Origin of the sequence: Bradyrhizobium sp. SZCCHNS30572 (assembly GCF_032484415.1) — a bacterium.
In the GTDB taxonomy this organism is placed as follows: Bacteria; Pseudomonadota; Alphaproteobacteria; order Rhizobiales; family Xanthobacteraceae; genus Bradyrhizobium.
Genome location: NZ_JAUESY010000014.1, coordinates 75,672 through 89,553 on the forward strand (window position 1 = coordinate 75,672; position 13,882 = coordinate 89,553).

11 protein-coding genes are annotated in these 13,882 nt (G+C 66.4%); 7 read left to right on the top strand and 4 right to left on the bottom strand.

The features are described 5' to 3' along the window. Positions 1-6: 6 nt before the first annotated feature. The 4 genes from QX048_RS33615 to QX048_RS33630 all read right to left on the bottom strand — a co-directional run bounded on the left by QX048_RS33615 (position 7) and on the right by QX048_RS33630 (position 5,845). The gene (locus QX048_RS33615; protein WP_315828063.1) at positions 7-882 is read right to left on the bottom strand and encodes an ABC transporter permease; all 876 of its coding nucleotides are present in this window, start codon (positions 880-882) and stop codon (positions 7-9) included. Next, complete coding sequence (locus QX048_RS33620; protein ID WP_315828064.1) at positions 882-1,664, bottom strand: IclR family transcriptional regulator; 783 nt, start codon at positions 1,662-1,664, stop codon at positions 882-884. The genes QX048_RS33615 and QX048_RS33620 overlap by 1 nt, the downstream gene beginning before the upstream one ends. A 153-nt stretch (positions 1,665-1,817) precedes the next feature. Then, complete coding sequence (locus QX048_RS33625; protein ID WP_315828065.1) at positions 1,818-5,363, bottom strand: molybdopterin cofactor-binding domain-containing protein; 3,546 nt, start codon at positions 5,361-5,363, stop codon at positions 1,818-1,820. Further along, a complete protein-coding gene (locus QX048_RS33630) occupies positions 5,363-5,845 on the bottom strand; it encodes a (2Fe-2S)-binding protein (RefSeq protein ID WP_315715500.1) in 483 nt (160 codons plus the stop codon). The genes QX048_RS33625 and QX048_RS33630 overlap by 1 nt, the downstream gene beginning before the upstream one ends. 285 nt (positions 5,846-6,130) lie before the next feature. On the opposite strand from QX048_RS33630, the gene QX048_RS33635 reads away from it, so the two are divergent. The 7 genes from QX048_RS33635 to QX048_RS33665 all read left to right on the top strand — a co-directional run bounded on the left by QX048_RS33635 (position 6,131) and on the right by QX048_RS33665 (position 13,877). Further along, positions 6,131-7,582, top strand: a complete 1,452-nt coding sequence (locus QX048_RS33635) for a 6-hydroxynicotinate reductase (protein WP_315828066.1) — start codon at positions 6,131-6,133, stop codon at positions 7,580-7,582. Further along, positions 7,579-8,466: a UPF0280 family protein gene (locus QX048_RS33640; protein WP_315828067.1), complete on the top strand. Its 888-nt coding sequence runs from the start codon at positions 7,579-7,581 to the stop codon at positions 8,464-8,466. The genes QX048_RS33635 and QX048_RS33640 overlap by 4 nt, the downstream gene beginning before the upstream one ends. 39 nt (positions 8,467-8,505) lie before the next feature. Further along, positions 8,506-9,090 carry an amino acid synthesis family protein gene (locus QX048_RS33645; protein ID WP_315715503.1) on the top strand — a complete coding sequence of 195 codons (585 nt, stop codon included), beginning with the start codon at positions 8,506-8,508 and terminating at the stop codon, positions 9,088-9,090. Positions 9,091-9,116: 26 nt separating this feature from the next. Then, positions 9,117-10,319, top strand: coding sequence for an ABC transporter substrate-binding protein (locus tag QX048_RS33650; RefSeq protein ID WP_315715504.1), 1,203 nt, complete (start codon positions 9,117-9,119; stop codon positions 10,317-10,319). Between the two features lie 182 nt (positions 10,320-10,501). Next, positions 10,502-12,388: an ABC transporter permease gene (locus QX048_RS33655; RefSeq protein WP_315828068.1), complete on the top strand. Its 1,887-nt coding sequence runs from the start codon at positions 10,502-10,504 to the stop codon at positions 12,386-12,388. Then, positions 12,385-13,176: an ABC transporter ATP-binding protein gene (locus QX048_RS33660; RefSeq protein ID WP_315828069.1), complete on the top strand. Its 792-nt coding sequence runs from the start codon at positions 12,385-12,387 to the stop codon at positions 13,174-13,176. Before QX048_RS33655 ends, QX048_RS33660 begins: the two co-directional genes overlap by 4 nt. Beyond that, positions 13,173-13,877 (top strand): ABC transporter ATP-binding protein, encoded by a 705-nt coding sequence (locus tag QX048_RS33665; RefSeq protein ID WP_315715507.1) that lies wholly within the window; start codon positions 13,173-13,175, stop codon positions 13,875-13,877. The genes QX048_RS33660 and QX048_RS33665 overlap by 4 nt, the downstream gene beginning before the upstream one ends. Positions 13,878-13,882 lie beyond the last annotated feature (5 nt).

The following is a 13,882-nucleotide window of genomic DNA, read 5'->3' on the forward strand; positions in this document are numbered from 1 at the left end:
GCGCCCTCATTGCAGCTCGCGCTGGCCCGAAACGAGGCCGAGCACGTGATTATACGCGATGACGAGCGAGAGCGAAATGATGAGCAGCACCATGCCGAGCGCAGCCGCGAAGCCGACGTTGAAGTTGGCGGAGATCTGCTGGTAGATCAGGATCGGCAAGGTCATGACCTGGAAGCCGCCGAGCAGGATCGGGGTGACATAGGCGCTGATCGCGAGCGCGAAGATGAGCAGCGAGCCGGCGAGGATGCCGGGCAGGCTGAGCGGCAGGGTGACCTCGAGAAATGCGCGCCATGGGCTGGCGCCGAGATTCTCCGCCGCCTGCTCCAGCCGCTCGTCGATGCGACCGATCACGCCGGTGAGCGTCAGCACCATGAAAGGCACATAGATGTGGACCAGGCCGATGATGATGCCCGTCTCATTGTACATCAGCTGCAACGGCCTTGTGACCAGCCCGAGCGAGGCCAGGATCTGGTTGATGACACCCTTGTCGGACAGCAGCGTCATCCAGGCGAAGGTACGCACCACGATGCCGGTCAGCATCGGCGCCAGCACGGCCATCAGCAGCAGCGCATGGCCGGTGCGGCTCTTGATCCGCGCCATCCAATGCGCGAGCGGGTAGCCGATCACGAGCGCGGCGAGCGTCGTCCAGAGGCCGATCCGGATCGTGGTCCAGATCACCTCGAGATAGTAGCCGTCATTGCCCATGCGGGCATAGTGCCTGGCTGTGAGGGCGACGTTCGGCATGACCACGGGGTTGCCGGTCAGGACGCTCATCACCGCCATCAATCCGATCGGCAGAAAGAAGAACAACGCAAACAGCAGCGCGCTCGGCAGGATCAACAGCGCCAGGCTGTTGACGCGCGGCGCGCTGCTGCTCGTCATCAGGAGGCCAGTCCGGCCAATTGCTCGATGGTCTGGCCGAGCGGATCGCCGGTCATGCGCCGCAGCTTTGCGGCCATGCTGCCGAGCTCGCGGCGGACATTGGCACGCTCGATCTCGGTGGTGGCCTGGACCGAGTAGGAGACGGCGATGCCGATCAGCTCACCGCTCTCGCCGCTCGTCAGCGCAAAGCCCTGCGAGCCGACGCCCTCGATGGCCTCGTCGGCGGCGTCCGAGATGCCGGTCCGGCGGATCTCGTTCAGCCGCGCCATCAGCTCGGTGAAGTTCTGCGGCGAGTTGGCCGGGACCTTCGGGTAGTCGAGCGGCACGCGCGCCCGGATCTCCTGGTCTGTCAGACGCGCCAGCATAGCGCGGCCGTTCGAGGTGATGATGGCCGGCGTGCGCTGGCCCGGCGGGTTGACGACGCGCAGCGGATTGGAGCCGGGCACGATGCGCAGCACCACCTGCTGATAGCCGTCGAGCACGGCGATGTAGCCGGTGTGGCCGGTGCGCGCGCAGACATCGCGCAGCTCGCGCTCGGCGGTGGCGATCAGGTCGTCATGGGCCCGGTGCAGCCGCCCGAGCTCGAAGGTGAGCAGGCCCGGCCGGTAGCGGCGGCTGTGCGGATCCTGCTCGAGCAGGCCGCAATCGCGCAGCGAGCGGAGCAGGCGGGAGGTCGAGCTTTTCGGTTTGCCGGTCAGGACCTGGACGTCGGCAAAGGAGAGGTCGGGCCGCGCGGTCGAGAAACAGCGCAGGATGTCGATGGCGTTGGTCAGAGCGCTCATGATGATACCGTTTGTTCCATTTTTTGGAACGTAGTCCCAAATTCTAGAAGCGGCAGACCGTCTGCCGCAAGGCGAAATTACTGGCAACGAGGTGCCCGAATGCGCGTCAGGGTGGTGGTCGGGGCGCCGGGCGCAGACGGAGCATGCTCAGCCTCACTGCGCCACGGTGGATCTGATGCGACCGACGGCGGCGTCGACGCCCGTCCAGGCCGGCTTGTCCGGAGCAAACTGCTGACGAAGATAGGCGACGAGTTCGGCGATCTGGACGTCACTGAGATGGTCCTTGAACGCCGGCATGTAGCCGAGATCGGACGAGACCGGCTTCATGATCCCGTGCAGGATCACCTGGATCAGATTGTCGGGTGTGGCGCTGTGCAGGTTGCTGTTCAGCGCCAGCGAGGGCCGACTGCCGAACAGCGGCAGGCCGCCCACCTCGTGACAGACCGCGCAGGCGCCGAGATAGAGCCGTGCCGCCGGAGACGCCGTCGAGGTCGCCTTGGTGCGCGCTTCCAACTCCGCGGCCATCGCCTCCAGCTTCGCTGCCTCGGGCGAGGGCGTCTGGAACGAGGCGAGATAGATCGCCATGGCCCGAATGTCCGCGTCGGGCAGCGTCGCGAGATCCTTCACGATCGGCGCCATCGGACCGGCCGCGACACCATGGAAGCGCGATTGCCCCGAGCGCAGATAAGTGTAGAGCTCGTCCTCGGTCCACGGGATCGGGGCAGTCGAGAGCGCGGTCAGCGCAGGGGCTTCCCAGCCATCGGCGAAGCCGCCAGCCAGATGTGCGTTGCGCTGCTCGGCGCCGAGCGCGTTGCGCGGCGAGTGACAGGCGCTGCAATGGCCGAGGCTTTCGACGAGATAGAAGCCGCGATTCCACTGCTCCGATTGTGTCGGATCGGGCCGGAACGGCTGCGTGTCGTGAAACAGAGCGTTCCATCCGGCGACCAGCGGCCGCAGGTTGAATGGGAAGCGCAGCGCGTTGTCAGGCGCCTGCTGTCTCACTGGCGCCTGTGCCATCAGGTAGGCGTAGAGCGCCTGCAGGTCGGCATCATCGGTTCGCGCGAAATGCGTGTAGGGAAACGCCGGATAGAGCTGCCGGCCGTCGCGATGCACGCCCTCGCGCATCGCGCGCTCGAAGGCGGGATAGGACCAGGCGCCGATGCCAGTCTCGACGTCGGGCGTGATGTTGGTGCTGAACAGCGTGCCGAACGGCGTCTCCAGTGCGCGGCCGCCGGCATTGATCAGGCCGCCATCCGCGGTATGGCAGACAGCGCAATTGCCGAGCGCCGCGAGCGCCTCGCCTCGCGCGATCGTCGCTGCGGAATAGACCGAGGGATCGGGGCGCGTGATCGGCGCGATGGCGCGCCAGGGCAACACGGCGGTGGCGACGCCGATCGCCGCGGCGCAGGCCGCGACGGCGGTGGCGATCACGCCGCCCCGCTTGGCAAAGGGCTTGGGCCACGTGGTCGCCGGTCTTTCGGGGGCGGGCAGCGACTGCGGCGCCGGCGTCTCCGCCCGTTCGCCGCGCAGGCCTTTCAGGATGCGCTCCGGCGTGAATGGCGGCTCGCGGAAGCGGACGCCGGTGGCGTCGTAGATCGCATTGGCGATCGCGGCGGCGCTGGGCACGGACGCGGACTCGCCGACGCCGAGCGGCGGCTGATCCGGCCGCGGCAGCATCAGCACGTCGATCTCAGGCACGTCGGGGAAGGTGATGATCGGATAGGCGCCCCATTCCCGTGCCGCGACCTTGCCGCGCGTGAAGGGAATCTCCTCCATCAGCGCACGGCTGGTGGATTGGATGACGTTGCCTTCGATCTGGTGGCGTACCCCGTCGGGATTGATCATCAGGCCGGAGTCCTGGCCTGCAATGACCCGCGTGACGCTGACATCGCCGGTGGTCGTATTCACGGCGACGTCGGCGATCCACGCCGACCATGCCGCGCCGTAGCCGGGAAACTTGCTGTGGACGTAGAGCGCGTAGGCGAAGCCGCGGCCATGGACGACGCCGTTCTCAGGCGTCTTCTCCTCCCGCACGGGGCGCGGCGTCCAGCCGGCGCGCTCGGCCACGGCGTTCACGAGATCACGTGCGCGCTCGTCCTTCAGATAGCGCAGCCGGTATTCGATCGGGTCGACGCCGGCCTCGGCGGCGAGCTCGTCGATGTAGGACTCGTGCGCGAAGGTGTTGGGCAGCGCCGAGACACCGCGGATCCAGGACGCACGCACGATCGGCGGCATGTCATGCGCCGTGACGCGCATGTGCTCATAGTCGTAAGGCGGGATCGCGGTGCGGTCGCCCATCTCGAACACCGCAGGCTCCGGTCCGATGCGCCCGGTCAGCAGCAGCGCCAGCGTCGGCGCGCCGTTCGAGGGATAGCGCGTGGCGAACTCATAGGCCGCGACCGAGCCGTCGGCATTGAGGCCGCCATTGACGTCCATCAGCTGCGCGGTGCCCTTGGGCTCCCACAGATGCTCCTGCTCGCGCGACAATTGCACCCGCACCGGGCGGCCGACCGCACGCGACAGCAGCAGCGCATCGGCCGTGACGTCGTCAGCGCAGTTGCGGCCGTAGCAGCCGGCGGCCTCGAGGCGGATCAGCTCGATCTGGTGTTCGGGGCAGTCGATCAGCTTGGCGAGATCGCCGCGCAGGATGTGCGGATTCTGCGTGCCGGAATAAATGCGGATCTGCCCGTCGCGATAGTCGGCGACAGCGCACGACGGCCCGATCGAGCCGTGCATCTGGTAGGGCCAGAGATAGGTCCTCCGCATCGGCTTGGCGGCGCCGGCGATGGCGGCATCGACATCGCCCTTGTCGAGCAGCCGGCGCGGCTCGGACGGATTGGCCCGCAGTGCGTTCTCGACATCGTCGAGGTCGCGCAGGGTCGGCACCGGCTTCCATTTCACCTCGAGGCGCTCGGCGGCACGGATCGCATTCTCCTCGCGCTCGGCGACGACGCCGATGAAGTCGCCGATGACGACGACGTCGACCAGGCCAGGGACATCGCGCACTGACTCCCTATCGACGCCAAGAAGGCTGGTCCCGATGAAGGGGCCGGCATCGACGCCGGCATAGGGCGGACGCACGACGCGGCCGTGTAGCATGCCGGGGACGCGAACGTCATGCACGTAAGTGAGCTCACCGGTCGCCTTCGCCGGCAGGTCGACGCGCGGCACCGAGCGGCCGACGACCTGATAGTCGTTCACCGACTTGACGAGGATATCGTCGGCGAGCTCGAGGCGGATCGTCTCATCGCCGATCAGCTCGCCATAGCTGAGGACGCGGTTGTTGGGCCCGCGGACCAGTCCGTCCTCGACCGTCAAGTCCTGAACGTCGAGGTCGAGCTGCGTCGCCGCCCGCGCCAAGAGGAAGGCGCGCGCCTGCGCCGCCGCCTTGCGCAGGGGTACGGCGGTGATCTGAATTGTCTCGCTGGCGATGGTCGCGCCCTGGTTCGGCACGACCGCGGTGTCCCCGAGCACGACCACGACCCGAGCGAAGGAGACGTCGAGCTCTTCTGCGACGATCTGTCCCAGCGCGGTGCGGATGCCGGTGCCGAGATCGACATGGCCGTTGAAGGCGGAGACCTCGCCTGCCGCCGTGATCCGGATGAAGGTTTCGAACTGGCCATCGTTGCCGGCGATGGGACGTTCGACAACCAGCCAGCCGCGAGGCGTGTCGGCGTTCTTGGTGAGGCGATCGTTCATCAGTCCAGCGCCTCGAGCGTGTGGCCGGCCGCGCGCATCGCCGCGCGGAGGATTTCGACATGCGCACCGCAGCGGCAGAGATTGTAGCGCAGCGCCTGCTTGATCTCGTCGGGTGACGGATCGGGCTTGATCGCCAGCAGCGCCTTGGTCGTCATGATCATGCCGTTGAGGCAGTAGCCGCATTGCGCGGCCTGCTCGGCGATGAAGGCCTGCTGCACCGGATCGGGCGCCTCGCGCGAGCCCAGTCCTTCCAGCGTGGTGACGTCGCGGCCGATGCAGCCTTCCACCGGAATGACGCAGGAGCGGGCGGCGCGGCCGTCGATCAGTACGGTGCAGGCGCCGCATTCCCCCAGGCCGCAGCCGTATTTCGGACCGTTCAGAGCGAGGTCGTTGCGCAGCACATGGAGCAGGGGCGTGTCCGGCGCGGCCGCGACGTCATGCGTCCGTCCGTTCACGGTCAGCCGAATCGTTGCTGGCGTCATGCCCTTCTGTCGTCCGCTATGCTATCGTTAACGAGGATGCGATAGTGATCGCTCCGAGCGTATCGTTTGTATACTAACATGCAAGTGGCACGTATTGCGCTGCAGCGTATGCACGATTTGTCGTCATTGTGCAGGGCAAACTGATCGTTTATCCGGCAATCGTGCTTTTCGTTCGCGGTGGCGCTTGACAGTCGGCGGAGGGGCGCGACATCATTCGTATACGAACGAATTGCCGCGGCGTGTGGATGGCTGCCGCCAACTCCGATCCAAGATGGGCTTCTCTGCATGGTGACTGAGACGGCGAGCGACGGTGCAGGTGACAAGATCCGCTGCGATGCCTGCCCGGTGATGTGCTACATCAAGCCGGGCGCGGCAGGTGCCTGCGACCGCTATGCCAATCAGGACGGTGTGCTGGTGCGCGTCGATCCGCATATCCTGCTGGAGCGTACGGTGTCGCATGGCGGCAAGCTGGTGCCGTTCCAGGCGAGCGGCGACTGGGACGGCAAGATCGTGCATCAGCCGGAGCTGTTCGTCACCGCGATCGGCGCCGGCACCACTTATCCCGACTATAAGCCGGCGCCGTTCATCGTGTCATCGGTCGTCGATGGCGTCGACATGGTCACGGTCGTGACCGAGGGCATCTTCAGCTATTGCGGCGTCAAGGTGAAGATCGACACCGACCGCTATCTCGGCCCGGAAGCGGCGACGGTGCGCGTCGACGGCGAAGCGGTCGGTCACGTCACGACCAGCGAATACGGCTCGCAGATGCTGTCGCTCGGCGGCGTGCATCATCTCACGGGCGGCTCCAAGAAGGAGGGGCGTGTCACCTGTGACGCGCTGATGGACCTCAGCAACCGCAAGGCCGTGGAACTCGTGGTCGACGGCGGCTCCAGCGTGATGGTGCAGGCGGGGCAGCCCCCGATCGTCAACGGCGTCAAGGAAGAGCGCATGCGCGTCGGCTGCGGCTCGGCCACGATCGGCATGTTCGCCAAGCAATGGCAAGGCAAGGTCGACGAGGTCGTCGTGGTCGATGATCACATCACCGGCGTGCTGTCAGAGCACCAGGCCGGCAAGCTGCTCGACATTCCCGCGACAGGCATCAAGATGAAGGGACGACGCTCGACGCCGGGCCGCTACTTCCAGGTGGCGCAGCCCGGAACCGGCTGGGGCGGCACCGACATCTCCGATCCGCTGTCGATCCTCGGGCCATTCGATCCCAAGACGGCGAAGCCGGGAACGACGCTGCTGATGGTGTCCACGACGGGCGAGCATGCCGGATACTACGTGCTCGACGAGACGCTCAGGCCGGTGCAGCGCGAGATGCCGCCGGAGCTGCAGTTCTCGGTCGAGCGCATCCAGGAGAACTGCGAGCCGGCGCTGTGCACCGTGCTGTTCATGGCCGGTGCCGGCGGCTCGCTGCGCGCCGGCGTCACCGACAATCCGGTGCGGCTGACGCGTTCGGTCAAGGATACGCTGACGCGGGTGACGAGCGGCGGTGCGCCGGTCTATGTCTGGCCGGGCGGCGGCATCACCTATATGGTCGACGTGACCCAGATGCCGGCCGGCGCCTTCGGCTATGTGCCGACGCCGGCGATCGTCGCGCCGATCGAGTTTACGCTGAGGCTATCGGATTATGCGGCGCTCGGCGGGCACATGGATTACGTCCAGCCGCTCGCTTCGCTCAAGGATGTCAGCAAGGACATTCGCCAACTGCCGTGGCCGAGGCCGGGTGCATGACCCGGCAGCCACAGATCGCCTTGTTGCCCGACCGGCGGCTGCATCTGCAGGACGGCCCGATCGATCTGATCATCGGCGCCGACGCGGTCGATGGTGATATCCGCGCGGCCTATCGGGCGGCGGTCGAGCGTTTCACGGGTCTCTTGGACGAGCTGTGTACGGAACTGTCCGATCTGCGCAGGGGCGCCGATCACGATCGATGCCGATTGAAAGGTGTCGTCGCGCGGCGGATGCATGCGGCCGTGTCGCCGTTCGCGCGCGAAATGTTCATCACGCCGATGGCCGCGGTTGCCGGGAGCGTGGCCGAGGAGATCCTCGGCGCCATGCGCGGCGCGACGAAGCTGACGCGGGCCTATGTCAACAATGGCGGTGACATCGCACTCCATCTGCGGGATGCCGCCACCTTCAGCGTCGGGCTGATGGACCGTCCCGACGGCGCAGGTGTGATGCGCAGGATGACGCTTCGTGCTGCCGATGCGATCGGCGGCGTCGCCACGTCGGGCCGCCACGGCCGCAGTTTCTCGCTGGGCATTGCCGACGCGGTGACGGTACTCGCGCGCAGCGCGGCGCAGGCGGATGCGGCGGCGACGGTGATCGGCAACGCGGTCGATCTTCCGGGTCATCCGGCCGTGCTTCGCCGACCCGCCTGCGAGTTGCAACCGGAGACCGATCTCGGTGATCGCCTCGTCACATGCGAGGTCGGAGAGCTCCGTGATGTCGAGGTTGCCGAAGCGCTGGCCGCGGGCGAGCATCGTGGGCAGTCGCTGCTGTCGGCCGGTCTGATCGAAGGCGCCGTTCTGCAGCTTCGCGGCAACATTCGCGTTGTCGGTCCGCGCGCGATCGAGATCGTTCGTCGGCCGCAGTTGCGAGCGGCGGCGGCGTGAGGTTTGATGCATGATGTGCAGGAACACGAAGGATCATCGATGAGCGCCGTCATCAGAAAGATCGTGACCGTGGTCGAGGAAGTCCATCAGGAGATGGGCCGGTCCGTCTCGCCGCCGACGCGGCGGGCTGCGGCAGTGGCGGTGATCGAGAATCCGTTTGCCGGCCGCTATGTCGAGGACCTGTCGCCTCTGATTGCGATCGGCGAGGAGCTGGGCGAGATGCTGGCCAAGCGCGCCGTGGCCGCGCTCGGCATCGAAGGGCCGGCCGCGCACAGCTACGGCAAGGCGGCCGCCGTCGGCAGCGACGGCGAGCTGGAGCATGCGGCCGCGATCCTGCATCCGAAAATGGGCGCGCCGGTGCGCAAGGTACTCGGCAAGGGCGCGGCGCTGATCCCGTCGTCGAAGAAGCGCGGCGGCGTCGGCTGCACGCTCGACATTCCGCTCGGCCATAAAGATGCGGCCTTCGTGCGCAGTCATTTCGATGGCATGGAGGTGCAGATCAACGACGCGCCGCGCGCCAATGAGATCATGGTCGCGCTCGCGGTCACCGACAGCGGCCGTCCGCTGCCGCGCGTCGGCGGGCTCACGGTCGCCGAGATCAAGGGCGAGGACGGTCTACGGTAATTCGACTCAACATGGAGGCTGAAGGGATGCGACGGAGAACGATGCTTGCGGCAGGCCTGGGCCTTGCCGTCGCGGGATTGACGGGCGCGGCGCGCGCCGAGGACGTCATCAAGATCGGCGAGATCAACAGCTATTCGCTGCTGCCGGCCTTCACCGAGCCTTATCGCAAGGGCTGGCAGCTCGCAGTCGAGGAGGTCAACGCGGCCGGCGGCATCAACGGCAAGAAGCTCGTCGTCGTCTCCAAGGACGACAGCGGCAAGCCGGCCGACGCGCAGACCGCAGCCAACGAGCTGGTGTCGAGCGAGAACGTCGCGATGCTCGCCGGCACCTTCCTGTCGAACATTGGACTCGCCGTCAGCGACTTCGCCAACCAGAAGAAAGTGTTCTTCCTGGCGGCCGAGCCGCTGACCGACGCCATCACCTGGGCGAAGGGCAACAAATACACCTTCCGCCTGCGTCCGTCGAACTACATGCAGGCGGCGATGCTGGTGGAGGAGGCCGCCAAGCTTCCCGCCAAGCGCTGGGCCACCATTGCGCCGAACTATGAATATGGCCAGTCGGCCGTCGCCGTGTTCAAGAAGCTCTTGTCGGAGAAACGGCCCGACATCCAGTGGGTGGACGAGCAGTGGCCGCCGCAGGGCAAGATCGACGCCGGTCCGGTGGTGCAGGCCGTCGCCGCCGCCAATCCGGAGGCGATCCTCAACGTCACCTTCGGCGCCGATCTCGTGAAGCTGGTCCGCGAGGGCAACACCCGCGGCCTGTTCAAGGACCGCAAGGTCGTCAGCTTCCTGACCGGCGAGCCGGAATATCTCGATCCGCTCAAGGAGGAGACGCCCGAGGGCTGGATCGTCACCGGCTATCCCTGGTATTCGATCAAGACGCCCGAGCACGACGCGTTCCTGAAGGCGTATCAGGCCAAATATAACGACTATCCGCGGCTTGGTTCGATCGTCGGCTACCAGACCATCAAGTCGGCAGCCGCCATCCTCGCCAAGGCCGGCTCGACCGATACCGACAAGCTGATCGCCGCGGCCGAGGGACTGTCGGTGCCGTCGCCCTTCGGTGAAATCACGTTCCGCAAGATCGATCACCAGTCGACGCTCGGCGCTTACGTCGGCAAGACTGCGCTGAAGGACGGCAAGGGCATCATGGTCGACGCCGTCTATCGCAAGGGCTCGGACTACCTGCCTGGTGACGCGGAGGTCGGCAAGCTCCGGCCGAAGGACTGATCCACACGATCCTGCTTCTCCCTCTCCCGCAGGGGGAGAGCGGGCGGGGTGAGGGAATACGACGCCTGATCTGCAGGTTCGGGCCGAGATCCCTCACCCCACGCTTGCTCGCCAGCTCTTTGAGGGAGCGCCGAGCGCAAACGCGGCTCATCGATTCGACGATCTCCTCACGCGGACCGCCCATGGCCTTCTATTTCGTCCAGTTCCTGACCGGCCTTGCCAGTGCAGCCTCGCTGTTCCTGGTGGCGTCGGGACTGTCGATCATCTTCGGCGTCACCCGCATCGTGAATTTCGCCCATGGCGCGTTCTACATGCTCGGCGCCTATGTGGCCTTTTCGCTCACTGAGAGGCTGTCCGGTCCGCTCGGCTTCTGGGGCGGCATCGTCGTGGCAGCGCTCGCGGTCGCGGCCGTCGGCGTGCTCGTCGAGATCGTGCTGCTGCGCCGGATCTATCACGCGCCGGAGCTGTTCCAGCTGCTCGCGACCTTCGGCTTGACGCTGATGGTCGAGGATCTCGTTGTGCTGATATGGGGGCCGGACGACCTGGTCGGCCGCCGCGCGCCAGGATTGAAAGGTGCGGTCGATTTCTTCGGCCAGAACATTCCGAGCTACGACCTGTTCCTGATCGCGCTCGGTCCGATCGTGCTCGGGGTGCTGTGGTTGCTGTTCCAGCGCACCCGCTGGGGCATCCTGGTGCGCGCGGCGACGCAGGACCGCGACATGGTGGCCGCGCTCGGCGTCAACCAGAAATGGCTGTTCACCTCGGTGTTTGCGGTCGGCGTCTTCCTCGCCGCGCTCGGCGGCGCGCTGCAGATCCCGCGCGACGCGGTCCATCACGCGATGGATCTGCGCATCATCGTCGAGGTGTTCGTCGTCGTCGTGATCGGCGGCCTCGGTAGCATCCTCGGCGCCTTCGTTGCCGCCGTGCTAGTGTCCGAATTGAATGCGTTCGGCATTCTCATTTTTCCGACGATCTCGCTGATCTTGGTGTTCCTGGTGATGGCCGTGGTTCTGGTGGTCCGTCCCTGGGGCCTGTTCGGCAAGAAGGAGGCGCCGGCGCGCCGCACGCCGGGCCTCACCGTCATTCCCTGGCGCCCGCTAAGCTCGGTCGAGCGGCTGGCGTCCCTCGTCGCTCTCGCGCTGGCGGCGATGCTGCCCTTCATCGCCGGCAACTACGCGCTGACCGTGGGCGCCGAGATCGCGATCTTCGTGATCTTCGCGGCGTCGCTGCATTTCCTGATGGCGGTCGGCGGGCTCGCCTCGTTTGGTCACGCCGCCTATTTCGGCCTCGGCGCTTATGGCGTCGCCTTCCTCGCGAAGATGGCGGGGCTGCCGATGATCGCCTGCCTCTTGCTGGGGCCGCTGCTCGGCGCGCTTGGTGCGGCCGTGTTCGGCGCCTTCGCCGTCCAGCTCTCGGGCGTGTATTTCGCGATGCTGACCTTGGCCTTTGCGCAGATCGTCTGGTCGATCGCGTTCCAATGGGTCGCGGTCACCGGGGGTGACAACGGCATTCTCGGGCTCTGGCCGGAGAAATGGGCCGCGTCGCCGTCGCACTTCTACTGGCTCGCGCTCGGCGTCTCCGCGTTCGTCGTCAGCGTGCTGCGCCTGATCACCTTCTCGCCGTTCGGCTACGCCTTGCGCGGCATGCGGGACTCGCCGCTGCGCAGCGAGTCCATCGGTATCAACGGCAAGCGCATCCAGTGGACGGCTTTCATCATCGCCGGCACGACGGCCGGCATCGGCGGCGCGCTGTTCGCCTATCTCAAGGGCAGCGTCTTCCCTGACAACATGGGCATCTCGCTCTCGGTCGATGCGCTCGTGATGGTGTTGCTCGGCGGCGTCGAGACGGTGCCCGGCGCGATCTTCGGCGCCATCGTCTACAAGGCGCTCAACATCTGGCTGGTCAGCCAGACCGACTGGTCGAAGCTCGTGCTCGGCATCTTCATCGTGCTGATCGTGGTGGTGTTCCCGAAAGGCATCGTGGGCGTGGTCGAGACCGTCATGCATCGGCGCCGCGCAATGTCCCCCAAGGGGGCTTCGCTGTCGGCCAAGATGGAGGGCGCACAATGAGTCTCGGCGTGTCGCTGCTCTCGGTCGAAGGCCTGTCTAAATCCTATGGCGGCATTCACGCCGTCCGCAACGTGTCGTTCACGCTGCGGGCCGGCGAGATCCTGGCGCTGATCGGCCCGAACGGCGCGGGGAAAAGCACCTGCTTCGACATGCTCAACGGCCAGAACGTGCCGGATAGCGGCCGCATCACGGTGATGGGGCAGGAGACCACCGGGCGCAAGCCGCGCGAGGTCTGGCGGCTCGGGGTCGGCCGCACCTTCCAGATTACCGCGACCTATCCGACCATGACCGTGCGTGAGAACATCCAGGTCGCGCTGGTCTCGCATCATCGCCGCCTGTTCGATTTCTGGAGCCCGATGGTTGCCATCGAGCGCGACGAAGCCGATCGCCTGCTCGATCTCGTCGGCATGGCCGGCTATGCCGAGCGTCCCTGCGGCGAGCTCGCCTATGGCGACCTCAAGCGGCTGGAGCTCGCGATCGCGCTCGCCAACCAGCCGAAGCTGCTGCTCATGGACGAGCCGACCGCCGGCATGGCGCCGCGCGAGCGTGTCGAGCTGATGCGGCTGACGGCTGGAATCGCGCGTGAGCAGTCGATCGGCGTCCTCTTTACGGAGCACGACATGGACGTGGTATTCGAGCATGCGGACCGCATTCTCGTGCTCAATCGCGGCAGCCTCATTGCCGAGGGATCGCCAGCCGAGGTGCGCGCCAACCGGGAGGTGCAGGCGATCTATCTCGGCGAAGGCCTGCTGTATGATGCCGATCATCGCGAGGGAGCTCCGGCATGAAGCTGTCCGTCGCCAGTCTCAACAGCCACTATGGTCCGGCGCATATCCTGTTCGACATCGGCCTCGAGGTCGGCGAGGGCGAGGTGGTGGCGCTGCTCGGGCGCAACGGCGCCGGCAAATCGACGACGTTCCGCTCGATTGTCGGCCTGGTCGAGCTGCGCGAGGGCCAGATCATGTTCGAGGGCAAGGACATCTCGTCCGCGCCGACCCATGAGATCGTCCGCGCCGGCCTCGGCTATGTTCCGGAAGAGCGCCGCATCTTCACCGAGCTGACGGTGGAGGAAAACCTCGAGGTCGGTCGGCAGAAGCCGCGGCCCAATGCGCCGCAATGGACGCGCGAGAAACTCTATCAGTTGTTCCCCAATCTCGGCGAGATGAAGAACCGCCCGGGCGGGCGCATGAGCGGCGGCGAGCAGCAGATGCTCACCATCGCCCGTACCCTGATGGGCAATCCGTCGCTGGTGCTGCTCGACGAGCCCTCGGAGGGTTTGTCGCCGAAGATCGTCGAGCAGATGGTCGATGCGATCCTGACCATGAAGAAGGAAGGCGTCTCGCTGGTCGTCTCCGAGCAGAACCTGCATTTCGCCAAGCTGATCTCGGACCGCGCCTATATCATCGAGCGCGGCCGCATCTGCTTCTCCGGCACCATGGCCGAGCTCGACGCGCGGCCCGACATCCGCGACGCGCATCTGTCGATCTGAGGCGA

Excerpts from the sequence above, each read along its gene's own strand:
- QX048_RS33660 (WP_315828069.1), top strand. The coding sequence starts at position 12,385 with ATGAGTCTCGGCGTGTCGCTGCTCTCGGTCGAAGGCCTGTCTAAATCC.
- QX048_RS33640 (WP_315828067.1), top strand. The coding sequence starts at position 7,579 with ATGACCCGGCAGCCACAGATCGCCTTGTTGCCCGACCGGCGGCTGCAT.
- QX048_RS33650 (WP_315715504.1), top strand. The coding sequence starts at position 9,117 with ATGCGACGGAGAACGATGCTTGCGGCAGGCCTGGGCCTTGCCGTCGCG.
- QX048_RS33615 (WP_315828063.1), bottom strand. The coding sequence starts at position 882 with ATGACGAGCAGCAGCGCGCCGCGCGTCAACAGCCTGGCGCTGTTGATC.
- QX048_RS33630 (WP_315715500.1), bottom strand. The coding sequence starts at position 5,845 with ATGACGCCAGCAACGATTCGGCTGACCGTGAACGGACGGACGCATGAC.
- QX048_RS33635 (WP_315828066.1), top strand. The coding sequence starts at position 6,131 with ATGGTGACTGAGACGGCGAGCGACGGTGCAGGTGACAAGATCCGCTGC.
- QX048_RS33625 (WP_315828065.1), bottom strand. The coding sequence starts at position 5,363 with ATGAACGATCGCCTCACCAAGAACGCCGACACGCCTCGCGGCTGGCTG.
- QX048_RS33620 (WP_315828064.1), bottom strand. The coding sequence starts at position 1,664 with ATGAGCGCTCTGACCAACGCCATCGACATCCTGCGCTGTTTCTCGACC.
- QX048_RS33655 (WP_315828068.1), top strand. The coding sequence starts at position 10,502 with ATGGCCTTCTATTTCGTCCAGTTCCTGACCGGCCTTGCCAGTGCAGCC.
- QX048_RS33665 (WP_315715507.1), top strand. The coding sequence starts at position 13,173 with ATGAAGCTGTCCGTCGCCAGTCTCAACAGCCACTATGGTCCGGCGCAT.
- QX048_RS33645 (WP_315715503.1), top strand. The coding sequence starts at position 8,506 with ATGAGCGCCGTCATCAGAAAGATCGTGACCGTGGTCGAGGAAGTCCAT.